General features: G+C 62.0%; 13 protein-coding genes and 1 tRNA gene. 12 read left to right on the top strand and 2 right to left on the bottom strand.

The window, feature by feature from the left end; translation table 11 throughout:
* The first annotated feature begins 45 nt into the window (after positions 1–45).
* Entirely contained in the window at positions 46–1,545 is a 1,500-nt protein-coding gene (locus AC3WLT_RS12770; RefSeq protein WP_492592114.1) for a glycosyltransferase family 9 protein, read from the top strand.
* Between the two features lie 183 nt (positions 1,546–1,728).
* On the opposite strand, the gene AC3WLT_RS12765 is transcribed toward AC3WLT_RS12770, so the two are convergent.
* Positions 1,729–3,402: an electron transfer flavoprotein-ubiquinone oxidoreductase gene (locus tag AC3WLT_RS12765; RefSeq protein ID WP_492592113.1), complete on the bottom strand. Its 1,674-nt coding sequence runs from the start codon at positions 3,400–3,402 to the stop codon at positions 1,729–1,731.
* Positions 3,403–3,590: 188 nt separating this feature from the next.
* Here AC3WLT_RS12765 and AC3WLT_RS12760 point away from each other — a divergent pair, with 188 nt between their 5' ends.
* Entirely contained in the window at positions 3,591–4,367 is a 777-nt protein-coding gene (locus tag AC3WLT_RS12760) for an SDR family oxidoreductase (RefSeq protein WP_492592112.1), read from the top strand.
* 187 nt (positions 4,368–4,554) lie between these two features.
* Positions 4,555–4,986 (top strand): acyl-CoA thioesterase, encoded by a 432-nt coding sequence (locus AC3WLT_RS12755; protein ID WP_492592111.1) that lies wholly within the window; start codon positions 4,555–4,557, stop codon positions 4,984–4,986.
* 76 nt (positions 4,987–5,062) lie between these two features.
* Here AC3WLT_RS12755 and AC3WLT_RS12750 read toward each other — a convergent pair whose 3' ends face one another.
* A complete protein-coding gene (locus AC3WLT_RS12750; protein WP_492592110.1) occupies positions 5,063–5,608 on the bottom strand; it encodes a LuxR C-terminal-related transcriptional regulator in 546 nt (181 codons plus the stop codon).
* A gap of 310 nt (positions 5,609–5,918) precedes the next feature.
* On the opposite strand from AC3WLT_RS12750, the gene AC3WLT_RS12745 reads away from it, so the two are divergent.
* The 9 genes from AC3WLT_RS12745 (at position 5,919) to rpmI (ending at position 14,559) form a co-directional block, all read left to right on the top strand.
* On the top strand, positions 5,919–6,623 hold the full coding sequence (locus tag AC3WLT_RS12745) for a CoA transferase subunit A (RefSeq protein WP_492592109.1): 705 nt from the start codon (positions 5,919–5,921) through the stop codon (positions 6,621–6,623).
* 2 nt (positions 6,624–6,625) lie between these two features.
* Positions 6,626–7,267, top strand: coding sequence for a CoA transferase subunit B (locus tag AC3WLT_RS12740; protein ID WP_492592108.1), 642 nt, complete (start codon positions 6,626–6,628; stop codon positions 7,265–7,267).
* Between the two features lie 239 nt (positions 7,268–7,506).
* Entirely contained in the window at positions 7,507–8,418 is a 912-nt protein-coding gene (locus AC3WLT_RS12735) for an alpha/beta fold hydrolase (RefSeq protein WP_492592107.1), read from the top strand.
* Positions 8,419–8,501: 83 nt separating this feature from the next.
* On the top strand, positions 8,502–8,855 hold the full coding sequence (locus tag AC3WLT_RS12730) for a RidA family protein (protein ID WP_492592106.1): 354 nt from the start codon (positions 8,502–8,504) through the stop codon (positions 8,853–8,855).
* A gap of 63 nt (positions 8,856–8,918) precedes the next feature.
* The gene (locus tag AC3WLT_RS12725; protein WP_492592105.1) at positions 8,919–11,165 is read left to right on the top strand and encodes a RelA/SpoT family protein; all 2,247 of its coding nucleotides are present in this window, start codon (positions 8,919–8,921) and stop codon (positions 11,163–11,165) included.
* A 129-nt stretch (positions 11,166–11,294) separates the two neighbouring features.
* Positions 11,295–11,371, top strand: a tRNA-Val gene (locus AC3WLT_RS12720).
* 252 nt (positions 11,372–11,623) lie between these two features.
* Entirely contained in the window at positions 11,624–13,531 is a 1,908-nt protein-coding gene (gene thrS / locus AC3WLT_RS12715; RefSeq protein ID WP_492592104.1) for a threonine--tRNA ligase, read from the top strand.
* Positions 13,532–13,580: 49 nt separating this feature from the next.
* Positions 13,581–14,105 carry a translation initiation factor IF-3 gene (infC, locus tag AC3WLT_RS12710; protein ID WP_115108343.1) on the top strand — a complete coding sequence of 175 codons (525 nt, stop codon included), beginning with the start codon at positions 13,581–13,583 and terminating at the stop codon, positions 14,103–14,105.
* Between the two features lie 256 nt (positions 14,106–14,361).
* Positions 14,362–14,559, top strand: coding sequence for a 50S ribosomal protein L35 (gene rpmI, locus AC3WLT_RS12705; RefSeq protein WP_006052501.1), 198 nt, complete (start codon positions 14,362–14,364; stop codon positions 14,557–14,559).
* The last annotated feature ends 17 nt before the right edge of the window (positions 14,560–14,576 follow it).

Raw genomic sequence — 14,576 nt, 5'->3', positions numbered from 1 at the left:
CCCCGTCGCTCAACCCCGTCGTTCAACCCGCGCAGCATTGTTCCGATGACAGATTCGAACGCCGGGCCGGCAGATAGCCGACTCGCGCGCCTGCGCGCACGTGTCGCCGCGCCGCAGGCCGGCGCTGCCGACTGTCTCGCGTTCGGGCACAAGCTGCTGCAAGACGCCGGTCGCGACAAGACCCGTCAACGCGAGGCGCTCGCCGCTCTGGTGCGCGCTTACCAACTCGATCCTTCCTGCGATCCGTCGCTGCTCCATGCGATTGCGCAAACGGCGTTCATCGTGCGCGACTGGGCGCTGGTCGACTCCGCCACCGCGCTGCTTCTCGCGCAGAACGCCGAAGACGCCAACGCGCTGATCTGGCGCGCGGCTGCCGTGCAGCAGCGCGACGACTTCGAATTGGCCGAGCAACTGCTGCGCGAAGCGGTGCGCATTGTGCCGGGCAATCCGGTGGCGTTGCACAAGCTGGCGCTGTGCGTCAAGGAACAGGCGCGTTTCGGCGAGGCGGAAGGGTTGCTCAGGCGGGTCCTGGCGTTGTCGCCGAATAACATGCACGCGCTGTTCGATCTGTCGGAACTCGAAATCCGCTCCGGACGCTATGCCGAGGGCTGGGCGCGTTACGAATCGCGCGTGGCGTTCGGCGACGATCTGAACGACGCGCAGCATGCGCTGGCTGAGATCAGTGCGTATTGGCAGGGCGAATCGCTAGCCGGCAAAACGCTGGTGGTGTACGGCGAGCAAGGCAATGGCGACTGCCTGTGGGCGGCGCGTTTTCTGCCGCGGCTAGCCGAGCGGGCGCGACGTGAAGGCGGCCGCGTGATCTTCGGTCACGATGGACCCCTGCGGCATTTGTTCGAGCGGATGTTGCCCGCGGATTTGCCGCTCGAAACCGCTCTTGAAACGCGGCCGGATTTTCATTGCGGGTTGATGAGCCTGCCGCTGCGGCTTGGCGTTTTCGACGCGACGGGGTGGGGCTCACCGTACCTGAGCGCGGCGCCGGCGCTTGCTCAGGCGTGGCGCGAGCGGGTTGGTATTCATGCTGCCTGCAAACCCGGCGCACTTGCCGCCGGCAAACGAAGCAATCGCAAGGTCGGCCTGGTGTGGAACGGGAATCCGGAGCATGTCCGTGACATACGTCGTTCGGTGCCGGTCGAACAGTTCGAGCCGTTGCTGAGCGTACCGGGAACGACTTACTTCGCGTTGTCGCCTGGGCGGGGCTCGACGGTCGCGCAGTGGCGCGCGAGGGGCGCCGACGTTGTCGACCTGACGCATCATTTCCAGTCCGGATTCGATGATGTTGCTGCGTTGCTGGTGAATCTCGATCTGATTGTCACCGTCGATAGCGGGCCCGCGCATCTGGCAGGGGCACTCGGTGTGCCGACGTGTTTGATGATCGATCATGTGTCGGCATGGTTTTGGGGCGATCAGACGCAACGCACGGGTTGGTACGATTCGGTTGAGCTGTTTCGCCAGCCCGGCATCGGTGTTTGGGCACCGGTTGTGGCCCAGGTGCGTAGGCGGATTGAGATGCTTTGCGGGGTTTGATTGCCTGGTTTGTTTGCCTTGGGCGGCGCCATTTGTCTGTGTTTTTTGGCGTTGGCCTTTCTTTTTATATTGGGCTTATTAGCGTGCGCTCCGCACAGGGGCAGCGCCAATAACCAGTAAGAAAAGAAAAAGCCAACGCCGTGGGCATACGACCAGTAGCGCCGGAGAGGCAGAAAAACAGAATTACATATTCGGATAATTAGGCCCACCGCCGCCCTCAGGCGTGACCCAAACGATATTCTGGGTAGGATCCTTGATATCGCAGGTCTTGCAGTGCACGCAGTTCTGCGCGTTGATGACCAACCGCTCGCTGCCATCGTCGTTCCTGACGAACTCATACACTGCTGCCGGGCAATACCGCGCTTCCGGACCGGCATAGGTCTGCCAGTTCACGTTCACCGGCACCGACGGATCTTTCAGCGTGAGGTGAGCCGGCTGGTTCTCTTCATGATTGGTGTTCGAGATGAACACCGACGACAACCGGTCGAACGTCAGCTTCCCATCCGGCTTCGGATAAACAATCGGCTTGCACTGCGAAGCAGGCTTCAGCATCTCGTGATCGGAATGCTGGTGATGCAGCGTCCACGGCACGTTGCCGCCGAGCACCTTCTGCTCGAGGCCGACCATCAGCGTGCCGAGGTACAGGCCCTTGCTCATCCACTGCTTGAAGTTGCGCGCCCGATGCAACTCCGTATGCAGCCACGAAGTTTTGAACGCTTCCGGATACGCCACCAGTTCATCCGACTGGCGTCCGGCCTGCAAGGCGTCAAACGCCGCTTCAGCCGCCAGCATCCCCGTCTTGATGGCCGCATGGCTGCCCTTGATCCGCGACGCGTTCAGGAACCCCGCATCGTCGCCGACCAGCGCGCCACCCGGGAACACCAGCTTCGGCAGCGACATCAGGCCGCCCGCGGTGATCGCCCGCGCGCCATACGATACCCGCTTGCCGCCTTCGAGCACCGCGCGGATCGCCGGATGCGTCTTGTAGCGCTGGAATTCCTCGAACGGCGACAGGTACGGATTCGTATAACCAAGGCCCACTACGAAGCCCACCACCACCTGGTTGTTGTCCATGTGGTAGAGGAACGAGCCGCCGTACGTGTCGTTCTCCAGCGGCCATCCGGCCGTATGCATCACCAGACCCGGCTTGTGCTTCGACGGATCGATTTCCCACAGTTCCTTGATGCCGATCCCGTACACCTGCGGATCGACGCCTTCGCGCAGCTTGAACCTGTCGTTCAGCTGGCGGCCGAGGTGCCCGCGCGCGCCTTCGCAGAACAGCGTGTATTTCGCGTGCAATTCCATGCCGAGCTGGAAGTTCTCGGTCGGCTGGCCGTCCTTGCCGATGCCCAGATTGCCGGTCGCGACGCCTTTGACCGAGCCGTCGTCGTTGTACAACACTTCGGCCGCGGGAAAACCCGGGAAAATCTCGACACCCGCCGCCTCGGCCTGCTGACCCAGCCAGCGCGTCACGTTCGCGAGGCTGATCACATAGTTGCCGTGGTTCTTGAAGTTGTCCGGCAGCGCCCAGGTCGGCACGCTCTTCGAGCCGGTCTCGGTCAGGAAGAGGAAGCGGTCTTCGGTCACGTCCACGGTCAGCGGCGCGCCTTTTTCCTTCCAGTCGGGGATCAGTTCGGTGATCGCGCGCGGATCCATCACCGCGCCCGAGAGGATGTGAGCCCCGATCTCCGAGCCTTTTTCCAGTACGCAGACGCCAATTTCAACGCCTTTTTCCTGCGCCAGCTGCTTCAGGCGGATCGCCGCGGACAGCCCGGCCGGGCCGCCGCCGACGATCACCACGTCGTATTCCATCGACTCGCGCGGGCCGTACTGCTCAATGAGACTTGCGGGGGTCATTGATGCTCCTCTTACCGTTAGAATGCTTTTTTCGGGATCGTATTGTGGGCGATCGATTCCTGCACTGCAACCAAATGAATAGTGATTAGCACGATCGTTCTATTTCAGTGATACGGTATTGACCCGTACTAACGGTCTTACCACACCTGTCAACCGCATCTGCATTACAACCGAACAAGGGAACGACAATGGGCCGTTCGATCAATCTGGAAGGCAAGGTCGCGCTGATTACAGGCGCCTCGAGCGGGTTGGGAAAGCGCTTTGCTCAGGTGTTGTCGCAAGCAGGCGCCAAAGTCGTGCTGGCAAGCCGCCGCACCGAGCGCTTGAAGGAACTGCGCGCCGAGATCGAGGCGTCCGGTGGCGCAGCGCACGTGGTCTCGCTGGACGTGACGGATTATCAGAGCATCAAGTCAGCGGTCGCCCACGCGGAAACCGAAGCGGGCACGATCGACATCCTGGTGAACAATTCAGGCGTATCGACCACGCAGAAGCTCTCGGAGGTCACACCGGCGGATTTCGAATACGTGTTCGATACCAACACGCGCGGCGCGTTTTTCGTCGCTCAGGAAGTCGCCAAGCGCATGATCATGCGCGGCAACAACGCGCAGAAGCCGTCGTACCGGATCATCAATATCGCGTCGATGGCGGGCTTGCGCGTGCTGCCTCAGATCGGCCTGTACTCGATTAGCAAGGCGGCCGTCGTCCATATGACGAAGGCCATGGCGCTGGAATGGGGCAAGCACGGCATCAACGTGAACGCGATCTGCCCGGGCTATATCGATACCGAGATCAACCATCACCACTGGTCGACCGAGCAGGGGCAGAAGCTGGTGTCGATGCTGCCGCGTCATCGCGTCGGCAAGCCCGAGGATCTGGACGGCCTGTTGCTGCTGCTGGCGGCGGATGAATCGCAGTTCATCAACGGCTCGGTGATCGCCGCCGACGACGGTTTCGGACTGGCCTGAACGCGGCTTGTGCCGCTTTGCGCGCCTTTGTGCGGCTCAGCGCCGCCCCGGATTGGCGCGTGCTCGAGATACCGCTTCATGCGCACGGGTCTTTTCGCATGGCGAAGACCCACGCTATCCTGCCTGACATTTCTGCACCGGCTCACACGCCGGTTTTAACCTCGTTTCAACCCGTAAAAGAAGTGCCATGAGCGATTTTCACGCAGTTTTCGAGATGTCGATGCCGATCCGCTGGGGCGACATGGACGCATTCGGCCATGTGAACAACACGGTCTATTTCCGTTACATGGAGCAGGTGCGGATTTCCTGGTTCGAACAACTGGGTTTCGCCGGCAGCCATGCCGACGGGCAGGGGCCGGTAATCGTCAATGCGTCGATGGAGTTCCTCAAGCAACTGCACTATCCCGGCGACGTGATCGGCCGGATGACGGTGGCCACGCCCGGCCGCAGCAGCTTCGACACGGCTTTCGAACTCGTGCGCACCGACGACCCGGGCACCGTCTATGCGCGCGGCGCCGCGCGCTGCGTGTGGATCGACTACGCGGCAGGCAAGTCGGTGCCGGTTCCCGATCTGTTGCGCGCGACCATCGAACGCGCCGCGCTGGTCAGAGCGGCTTGATAGCCAACCCGCCAACCCGTAGCCCAATCCGCCAACCGTCCGGCAGTGTTGCAGGCGGCGCCAGGGCGGCCGCGCCTCAATGCCCGAGCAAACGCTGCAACAGCTCGGTGGCGTTACCCGTATCGTATTTGCGCATCAGCCGTGCGCGGTAGACATCGACCGTGCGCGGGCTGATATCCAGCGCCCGTCCGATCTGTTTGCTGGTTTTGCCGGTCACCAGTTGCGCGGCGATTTCCCGTTCGCGCGGCGTCAACTCGACCGCGACGCGCCGGGTGGCGCTCAGATCCTCGAAGGTCCAGACGCCGGCTGCGTGCGGGTCGGCGCGCCGCTGCGCGCGGCCTGTCACATGACACCAGAATAATTCCCCGTTGGCCCGCTTCATGATGCGGTCGTCCGCGTAACTGCCTTGCGCGGTCATGATCGGCGGAATCCGCGCGCCGATCCGCTCGAATTCGTCCTCGGACGGATACAGCACCTGGAACGACTGGCCGAGCAGCGCCTCGCGCGGACAGCCGAATATCGACGCCAGCTCGTCGTTGCAGTCTTCGATGATTCGTTCGCGCGACAGCACGAGTCCGATCGGGGCGAGTTGAAACGCGGTTTGGTAATCCAGTGCGGGCATGGTCAGGCGGCAAGTACTTATGTATTTTTGCGTATTGTGCCGTACGGCGCGCCCAGCGTACTCTTTCGGGCACATCACAACGCGGCGAAGCCGTCCGCGGCGGTCATCGGCGCCAATAGTCAGGTCACCCCGGTCAGGCCACCCCCGGTCAGGCCACCCCCGGTCAGGCCACCCCGGCGGGCAATCCTGGCAGTCTGAGCGCACGGCCGGCCGTGGATGACTAGAATGACGTGTCGGGCCAGGGCCCGCTGAACGTCATACCCAGCCGCAATGATCCGGTTTCGGGTTTCCATAAAGGAAGGGACAAACGATGAACAAGGTCTATCCAGGCGCGGCTGAAGCGCTGAAAGACATCGTCAAGGACGGGCAGACGTTTGCCGTCGGCGGCTTCGGGCTGTGCGGCATACCGGAAGCGCTGATTGCGGCGCTGCGCGATTCGGGCGTCAAAGGCATCACCTGCATCAGCAACAATGCGGGCGTGGACGGTTTCGGCCTCGGCTTGCTGCTCGAGACGCGGCAGATCAAGAAAATGATCTCGTCATACGTCGGCGAGAACAAGGAGTTCGAACGTCAGTATCTGGCCGGCGAACTCGAGCTCGAATTCACGCCGCAAGGCACGCTCGCCGAGAAGCTGCGCGCCGGCGGTTCGGGCATTCCGGCGTTCTTCACGAATACCGGTTACGGCACGCTGATCGCCGAAGGCAAGGAAACCCGCCAGTTCGGCGAGAACCACTACGTGCTCGAACGTTCGCTGACCGCCGACGTCGCGCTCGTCAAGGCCTGGAAAGCCGACAAGTCGGGCAACCTGATCTATCGCCGCACGGCGCGCAACTTCAATCCGATGTGCGCGATGGCCGGCAAGATTACCGTCGCCGAAGTCGAGGAAATCGTCGAAGTGGGCGAGCTCGACCCGGACGCGATCCATACGCCGGGTATCTTCGTGCAGCGCATCGTGCTCAATGCGCATCCGGAAAAACGCATCGAACAACGCGTCGTCCGCGCGAAAGGAGACTGATCATGGCATGGACTCGTGACGAAATGGCCGCGCGCGCGGCGCGGGAATTGCAGGACGGCTTTTACGTGAACCTTGGCATCGGCCTGCCGACGCTGGTGGCGAACCACGTGCCGCCGGGCGTCGAAGTGTGGCTGCAGTCGGAAAACGGCCTGCTCGGCATCGGCCCGTCGCCGACCGAAGACGAAGTGGATGCCGATCTGATCAACGCCGGCAAGCAGACGGTGACCACGCTGCCGGGCTCGTCGATTTTTTCGTCGGCGGATTCGTTCGCGATGATCCGCGGCGGCCACATCAACCTGGCGATTCTCGGGGCGATGCAGATCAGCAGGAAGGGCGATCTGGCCAACTGGATGATCCCGGGCAAGATGATCAAGGGCATGGGCGGCGCGATGGACCTGGTGGCGGGCGTCAAGCGCGTGGTCGTGCTGATGGAGCACGTCGCGAAGGGCGACCAGCACAAGATTCTCGAGGAATGCACGCTGCCTTTGACGGGCGTGGGCGTGGTCGATCAGATCATCACCGACCTCGGCGTGATCGAGGTGACGGACGACGGTCTGAAGGTGACTGAGCTGGCGCCGGGTGTCAGCGTCGAGGAAATCAAGGCGAAGACTGGCGCGCCGCTCGATGTGAGCGCGGTGAGCTGAATGGCGTCGTGAGCGGCCCCGGGCCATGTGACCGGCGCGGCAGGCTTGATCCGAAGCGGGCGAGGCGTGAGTCTCGCCCGCTTTGTTTCGTGCGGCGCGTGTTTGTTCCGGGTCGCTCGTATTAGGCCGTTCGGCCGATCCGTGCCGCGCGGCGAAGCGGTTTACAATCGTTTGCAGCTTGGACGCTCATTCATCCGCTCTGCCTTTGGACCGCGCAGCGCTTTTGCAAGGAACTCCCGATGACCGCAACGTTCGCTTCCGCCGCCGAGCGGCCCGCGCCGCGCCAGCGTTATGTGCAGTGCGCGAGCGCCGCCAGTTTGCATCGTATCGCTTACACCGAGTGGGGCGATCCGGCCAATCCGCGCGTGCTGGTCTGCGTGCATGGCTTGACGCGCTCAGGGCGCGATTTCGACCGCCTCGCGGCGGAATTCGCCGCCACCTATCGCGTGGTGTGTCCGGATGTGGCGGGGCGGGGCTTGTCATCGTGGCTCGCCAACCCCAACTTCTATGGCGTGCCGCAATACGTCGCCGACATGGTCACGCTGATCGCGCGTCTGAACGTCGAAACGGTGGACTGGTTCGGCACCTCGATGGGCGGGCTGATCGGACTCGCGCTCGCCGGTCTGCCGGAAACACCGATCCGCAAGATGCTGCTGAACGATGTCGGTCCGCATCTGGAGCCGGAGGCCGTTCAGCGCATCGGCGACTATCTCGGCAAGCCGGTGCGTTTCGAAACGCTGCAGCAAGGCATCGACTACGCCGCGTTGCTCGCGCAAACTTTCGGCCCGCTCACGCCGGACGAATGGCGTGAGATCAACACGCCGCTTTTGCACGAGCAGGACGGCGGCTGGCAATTCCGCTACGACCCGCGCATCGCGCAGCCGTTTGCCGCAACCACCGAAGAGGCGACGAAACTCGGCGAGGCCGCGCTATGGCATTCGCTGGCCGCATTCCAGGGGCCGGTGCTGGTGGTGCGCGGCGAGCAATCGGATCTCCTGTCGCGTGAATCCGTGGCGAAGATGGTCGAGACCGGGCGCGCGGTATCGAGCGTGGAAATCGCAGGCGTCGGGCATGCGCCGGCGTTTCTGTCGGCCGATCAGATCGGCATCGCGAGGCAGTTCTTTATCGCCCCAGCCGCCGACGCGTCATAATATGCAGTTGCATGCCGCGTCTTCGGCGGCGCGCAATGCGGAACGCATCTTCGATCAACTCTCAACCGAATTCAGGATTCTTCATGGCAGTCATTCGTCACCACGTCGGCAAGCGCCTTTCGGAAATCGCCGTGCACAACGGCACCGTGTACCTCGCCGGCCAGATTGCCGAAGACGCGGATCAGGACATCACGGGCCAGACGCGCGAAGTGCTCGGTCACATCGACCGTCTGCTGGCTGAAGTGAACAGTGACAAAGCGCACTTGCTGTCGGTGCAGATCTTCATTTCGGACATGGCGCACTTTGCCGGCATGAACGCCGTGTGGGACGAATGGGTCGCACAAGGCGCCACGCCGCCGCGCGCCACCGTCGAAGCCAGGCTCGCGAACCCGAAGTGTCTCGTCGAAGTCGTCGTGGTTGCTGCGCAGCGCAGCTAAGCCGTTGTTGTTCTTGTTGTTGAAAATTCCGTTGATCCGTTCCGCCTCGCGGCACGCCGCACCATGACTACCGAAACATCTGCTCCACACACGCCAACGCCTCTTCCTTCCTTCGACGAAGCGATGGAGTTCGTGCGCGAACATGCGGGCGAGGTGCGGCTGTCGTCGGGCGAGTTGCTGGCGGATCATGCGGCGGGAACGGCGTCGATCATGCGCACGCTCAACGTCGATCCGCCGGCGGTGCTGGCGGCGGCGCTGTTCGCGCTGACGCCGCATCTGCAAGACCCGGAGCGCGTGATCGCCGACAACTTCGGCGAAGAGGTTGCGCAACTTGTCGGCGACGTGCGCAAGTTGCTGCGCCTCGGCACGGTGAGCTTGCGCGCCGCGCAGAATGCGATTCCCGAGGCCGGGCGTGACGCGCAAGCGGCGCGCCGCCAGCAGGTCGAGGCGCTGCGCAAGATGCTGCTCGCGTTCGCGCAAGACATTCGCGTGGTGCTGATCCGGCTCGCGTCGCGCCTGCAGTCGCTGCGTTATTACGCGGCGGCGAAAGTGACGCCGTCGCCGGACGTGGCACGCGAGACGCTCGACATTTACGCGCCGCTTGCCAATCGTCTCGGCATCTGGCAACTGAAGTGGGAGCTCGAAGACCTCGCGTTCCGCTTCGAAGAACCTGCCACCTACAAGCGTATCGCCAAGCTGCTCGACGAGAAGCGTGTCGAGCGCGAAAGCTATGTTGCGCAGGCAATCGAGCGCTTGCAGCAGGAACTGGCTGCCGCGCATATTCGCGCGGAAGTGAGCGGCCGGCCAAAACATATCTACAGCATCTGGCGCAAGATGCGCGGCAAGGAGCTGGACTTCGCCGAGCTGTACGACGTGCGTGCGTTTCGCGTGATCGTGCCGGACATCAAGGATTGCTACACCGTGCTCGGCATCGTGCACAACCTGTGGCAGCCGGTGCCGAAAGAATTCGACGACTACATCTCGCGGCCCAAGCCAAACGGCTATAAATCCTTGCACACGGTCGTGATCGGCGACGACGGCCGCGCGTTCGAAGTGCAGATCCGCACGCATGAAATGCATCAGTTCGCCGAGTACGGCGTGGCGGCGCACTGGCGCTACAAGGAAGCGGGTACGCGTGGTTACGGCGGCCAGTTCAGCGCCAACGAGAAGTACGACGAGAAGATTGCATGGCTGCGTCAGCTGCTCGCGTGGAAAGACGAAGTATCCGAAGGCGAGCACGGCGAGAAGCGCGCCGCGCAGCCGTGGGAGCAACTGCGCCAGGCCACGCTCGACGACGACCACATCTACGTGCTCACGCCGCAAGCGCGCGTGATTCCGTTGCCGCACGGCGCCACGCCGGTGGACTTCGCGTATCACCTGCATAGCGAACTCGGGCATCGTTGCCGCGGCGCGCGTGTCGACGGCGCGATGGTGCCGCTCAATACGCCGTTGCAAAACGGTCAGACGGTCGAGATCGTCGCGGTGAAAGAAGGTGGTCCTTCGCGCGACTGGCTCAACCCACAGCTGGGTTATCTGCAGAGTCCGCGGGCACGGCAGAAAGTGCGCGCGTGGTTCAACGCGGTCGAAGTGCAGGAGCACATCGCGAGCGGCCGGGCGATGGTCGAAAAAACCTTGCAGCGCGAGGGCAAGACATCGGTCAATCTCGATCAGCTTGCGGCGAAACTGGGCTTCAAGACTACCGACGATCTGTTCTCTGTGGTCGGCAAGGAGGAGTTCAGTCTGCGGCTCGTCGAGCAGGCGCTGCACGATGCGCCGCCGCCCGAGCCCGTGGTCGAAGCGCCGGAGCAGTTCGAGAAGCGCAGCAGCGGCGCGAGCGTCGCGCGCGGAGCTTCCACGGGCGTGCTGGTGGTCGGCGTCGACGCCTTGCTGACGCAATTGGCGCGCTGCTGCCGGCCTGCACCGCCCGATGAGATCAGCGGCTTTGTCACGCGTGGCAAGGGCATGTCGATTCATCGCAGCGATTGCCCGACTTTCCTGCGCATGGCTGAACGTGCGCCGGAGCGCGTGCTGCAAACCGCGTGGTCCGCGGACGTGATGAGCGGCCGCGGCCAGTCCGTCTATCCCGTCGACCTCAGCATCGAAGCCACGGATCGGCAAGGTCTGCTGCGCGATATCTCCGAAGTGTTCGCGCGCGAAAAGATGAACGTGATCGGCGTGAAGACGCAGACGCGTCGCAATGCCGCGTTCATGCAGTTCACCGTCGAGGTGTCGAGTGCCGCGCAGATTCAGCGCGCGTGCACGCTGCTCGGCGAAGTGACGGGCGTGGTGCGCGCTTCGCGCAAGCATTGACGTGCGGGTGAGGCGGGCGGATGTGAGCAGGCATTCGCCGGCACGCTCGAGCGGGCGAGTGGAAATTTAAAGTCGGTGCATAAAAGTACTTGCCAAGCGGTGTGGGGCTCCATATAATCTCGTTTCTTCAGGCTCGTAGCTCAGCTGGTTAGAGCACCACCTTGACATGGTGGGGGTCGTTGGTTCGAGTCCAATCGAGCCTACCAACGAAAGAGAAATTCCGGTTTTGCCGGGATTTCGCAAGCTGCAGTAAGCGCCTCGGCGCAAAAGGCGAATACGGTTATGACACCGCGAACGTTGACCGAAACCACTTCGGAGCGACGCTAGTCGAGGACCACTTTCGCCAATGTAGTTTGCAGGAAATGTGAATGCGGCCCCTCGAAAGCGGGGCCGCATTTTTTTTTGGCTTTTTGACCTGGTTGTATGTGCCGCCGCCGGTCGGCACCACGGAGAACACAATGGTTTCGATACGTCTGCCTGACGGGTCTGTTCGACAGTACGAGCATCCGGTGACTGTCGCCGAAGTGGCCGCATCGATCGGCCCCGGCCTCGCGAAAGCCGCGCTCGGCGGCAAGATCGACGGGGAGCTCGTCGATACGTCCACGCTGATCGATCACGACGTGGCGCTCGCCATCGTCACCGAAAAAGATGCAGACGGTCTCGACATCATTCGTCACTCCGCGGCGCACTTGCTCGCGTACGCGGTGAAGGATCTGTACCCTGAAGCGCAAGTTACGATCGGTCCGGTGATCGACAACGGCTTTTACTACGACTTCGCGTACAGCCGTCCCTTCACGCCGGAAGATCTCGAGAAGATCGAAAAGCGCATGCAGGAACTCGCGAAGAAAGACGAGGCGGTCTCGCGCCGCGTAGTGTCGCGCGGCGAAGCGGTGGACTACTTCAAGAGCATCGGCGAGAAGTACAAGGCCGAGATCATCGAATCGATCCCTGCCACGGACGAAATCAAGCTGTACTCGCACGGCGGCTTCACCGATCTGTGCCGCGGCCCGCACGTGCCGTCCACCGGCAAGCTGAAGGTCTTCAAGCTGATGAAGGTGGCAGGCGCCTACTGGCGCGGCGACTCGAAGAACGAACAGCTGCAGCGCATCTACGGTACGGCCTGGACGAAGAAGGAAGACCAGGAGGCGTATCTGCACATGCTCGAAGAGGCGGAGAAGCGCGATCACCGCAAGCTCGGCAAGCAGCTCGACCTGTTCCACATGCAGGACGAGTCGCCGGGCATGGTGTTCTGGCATCCGCGCGGCTGGACGCTGTGGCAGCAGGTCGAGCAGTACATGCGCCGCCGCGTGAACGATGCGGGCTACCTCGAAATCAAGACGCCGATGATCATGGACCGCTCGCTGTGGGAGGCGTCGGGTCATTGGCAGAACTATCGTGAAAACATGTTCACGACGGAATCGGAAAAGCGCGACTACGCGATCAAGCCGATGAACTGTCCGGGGCATGTGCAGGTGTTCAATCACGGTTTGCGCTCGTATCGCGATCTGCCGCTGCGTTACGCGGAATTCGGCTCGTGCCATCGCAATGAATCGTCGGGCGCGCTGCATGGCCTGATGCGCGTGCGCGGCTTCGTGCAGGACGACGCGCACATTTTCTGTACCGAAGACCAGTTCATCGGCGAATCGATCGCGTTCAACACGCTGGCGATGAGCGTGTACAAGGACTTCGGCTTCGATCACATCGACATCAAGCTGTCGCTGCGCCCGGATGCGCGCGCCGGCACGGATGAAACGTGGGATCGCGCGGAGCAGGGTCTGCGCGAAGCGCTGACCGCCTGCGGCGTGACATGGGAAGAGTTGCAGGGCGAGGGCGCGTTCTACGGCCCGAAGGTCGAGTACCACATCAAGGACGCGCTTGGCCGTTCCTGGCAATGCGGCACGTTGCAGCTCGATATGGTGCTGCCGGAGCGTCTGGGCGCCGAGTATGTGGCAGAAGACAACAGCCGCCGGCGGCCGATCATGCTGCACCGGGCAATCGTCGGATCAATGGAGCGTTTTCTCGGTATTCTGATCGAGCACCATGCTGGTGCAATGCCGTCATGGCTTGCGCCGATGCAGGTTGTGGTGATGAATATCGCGGAAAGTCAGGCCGAATATGCACAGTCTGTAGCTCAATCGTTGCAAAAACAAGGGGTTAGAGTCGAGGCCGATTTGCGCAACGAGAAGATTAGCTATAAAATACGCGAGCACACGCTGGAAAAGGTGCCGTATCTCCTTGTGGTCGGCGATAAAGAGCGTGATGCCCAAACGGTAGCCGTGCGTGCCCGTGGTGGTGTCGATCTGGGCGTGATGCCTCTCGACATCTTCATTGAGCGTCTGCGCCAGGACGTGCAGTCGTTCAACTGAGCCACTTGGCAGCGCGGCTCGTTTTTTTAATTTTTAGAGGAAACGTAACATCGCTACTGATAAGTCTGCGCACCGCATCAACGGTGAAATTACTGCACCCGAGGTGCGTCTGGTCGGAGTCGAGAACGAACCGCTCGGCATCGTGAAACTTGCTGATGCATTCCGCTTGTCTGAGCAGCAGGACGTGGATCTCGTCGAAATCGCTCCGCAGGCGGTCCCGCCGGTTTGCCGTTTGATGGACTACGGCAAGTTCAAGTACCAGGAAGCGAAGAAACAGCACGAGGCCAAGCTCAAGCAGAAGGTCATCCAGGTGAAGGAAGTCAAATTCCGCCCGGGTACCGATGACGGCGATTACAACGTCAAGCTGCGCAACCTCGTCCGCTTCCTCGAAGACGGCGACAAGACGAAAATCACGTTGCGTTTCCGTGGCCGCGAAATGGCTCACCAGGAAATCGGTATGCGCATGCTCGAGCGCCTGCGCACGGACCTCGACGAAGTCGGTCAGGTCGAACAGATGCCGAAAATGGAAGGGCGCCAGATGATCATGGTGCTCGCTCCGAAGAAAAAGAAGTAAGTGGCTGCGCGCCATGTGGCGCGCGCTTCAGTTGTACAGGATTCGTCGCACAGGATTCAAACGATGCTGCGCCGGGTGTCCGGTACAGCATCGGCAGGTTTCGGAGCGGCGCTTATGCAAATGGGCATCGTTCCTGAAAAGCGGCCGTCGGCGGTATCGGCGGTCTGCATACCAAGTGGAGTGGGTTTCGAAGGGCGGGCTGTGGCCATCAGGCCGACCGCACACCCATATCCATCTAATAATGGAGTTGTTCGTCATGCCTAAGATGAAGACCAAGAAGAGTGCTGCAAAGCGCTTCGTGGTGCGTCCGGGTGGTACCGTCAAGCGCGGTCAAGCCTTCAAGCGCCACATTCTTACCAAGAAGACCACCAAGAACAAACGCCATCTGCGCGGTTCGACGGCAGTTCATGATTCCGATCTGAACTCCGTGCGCGCAATGCTGCCGTTCGCTTAACCCTTAACTGAAACTCA

The organism is Paraburkholderia sp. FW306-2-2C-D06C, assembly GCF_058781505.1.
The sequence above is the reverse complement of the archived record's forward strand: the minus strand, read 5'-3'. Positions and strand labels throughout refer to the sequence as shown.